This window comes from Hydrocoleum sp. CS-953 (assembly GCF_002260545.1).
Classification (GTDB): domain Bacteria; phylum Cyanobacteriota; class Cyanobacteriia; order Cyanobacteriales; family Microcoleaceae; genus Trichodesmium.
Genome location: NZ_LGSU01000026.1, coordinates 1 through 1,283 on the forward strand (window position 1 = coordinate 1; position 1,283 = coordinate 1,283).

Here is a 1,283-nt window from a genome sequence, read left to right on the forward strand (position 1 = left end):
GGATAATACAGCAGATTCCAAGTATATGAGGTAGAAATATTAACTTTTGCTAAGGCAAAGCTTTCCTACGGAATGCTCCGCAAAGGGTAACGGTGTTTGTAGTGCGGGCATCTTGCCCCCTATGGGTGTAGCTCACCAAGATGAAATCTGCTGTAAGTAGACTGTTTAGGTTAGTTGATCCCAATTAGACTAAATAATTTTGCCAATTTTATTAGGAGGTTAAAACAATAGTTATGGGAAGTTTTTTATTGACTTGGTTGATGGCAACTATATCACTTTTAATTACAGCGTTTGTTGTACCTGGTGTAAGAATTGATAGTATTCCTGCTGCTGCAGTTGCAGCGATTGTTTTAGGATTAGTAAATGCAATAGTTAAACCAGTTTTAACGATTCTAACTTTGCCTCTGACAATTCTTAGTTTGGGGTTATTTTTGTTAATAGTAAATGGTATTTCTCTTTCATTAGCAGGATATTTTACTCCTGGTTTGGAAGTAGATGGTTTCTGGCCTGCAGTTATTGGAGCAATTGTTTTATCTCTGGTTTCTAGTTTTATTGGTGGATTTGTTAATAAACCAGAAGAATCTGAAAATGTCTAATATTGAATTATACATAATACCAAGTGTGATAAATATTTGCCACAAATAGTTAGGCTGTTGCTAGGAGGATAGAGCTAGGATGAATAGCCTCTAATACAATGCACGATAAATATTTACCACAAATACCTCTTGCCTTTTACTGATAAAATCAGCCCGTGTAACATTTTTTTTTTCAAAAGAATCGAATTTATCTAGATAATTCAGAGTTTATCTTTGATGATTCTAGATTTTTTTTATCTTTCCAATAACTCCAAATAAATCCAATTATTAAAGGTAACCATAACCAATATNAGGATGAATAGCCTCTAATACAATGCACGATAAATATTTACCACAAATACCTCTTGCCTTTTACTGATAAAATCAGCCCGTGTAACATTTTTTTTTTCAAAAGAATCGAATTTATCTAGATAATTCAGAGTTTATCTTTGATGATTCTAGATTTTTTTTATCTTTCCAATAACTCCAAATAAATCCAATTATTAAAGGTAACCATAACCAATATCTTTCCATTGGAGTTAAAAACCAACTGTTATCTCCTAAACTTTGTCTGTATGTCAAAATAAAATAAATAAATGTTGATAGACTTACCCACTTTATACCTAAATTTCTAGTTGCTACAGCAAAAGGAATGAACCAGGTAAAATACCAAGCATGAACTATTGGGGATAAAGTTAATAATAGAAA

The 1,283-nt window shown here is 32.1% G+C and carries 1 protein-coding gene and 1 pseudogene; one reads left to right on the top strand and one right to left on the bottom strand.

The genetic code is table 11. The features are described from left to right. Positions 1-233: 233 nt before the first annotated feature. Positions 234-596, top strand: a complete 363-nt coding sequence (locus tag AFK68_RS00095; protein ID WP_094670670.1) for a phage holin family protein — start codon at positions 234-236, stop codon at positions 594-596. Between the two features lie 402 nt (positions 597-998). On the opposite strand, the pseudogene AFK68_RS36055 reads toward AFK68_RS00095, so the two are convergent. Next, positions 999-1,283, bottom strand: a pseudogene (locus AFK68_RS36055) (glycosyltransferase family 2 protein); the annotation flags it as partial.

Excerpts from the sequence above, each read along its gene's own strand:
- AFK68_RS00095 (WP_094670670.1), top strand. The coding sequence starts at position 234 with ATGGGAAGTTTTTTATTGACTTGGTTGATGGCAACTATATCACTTTTA.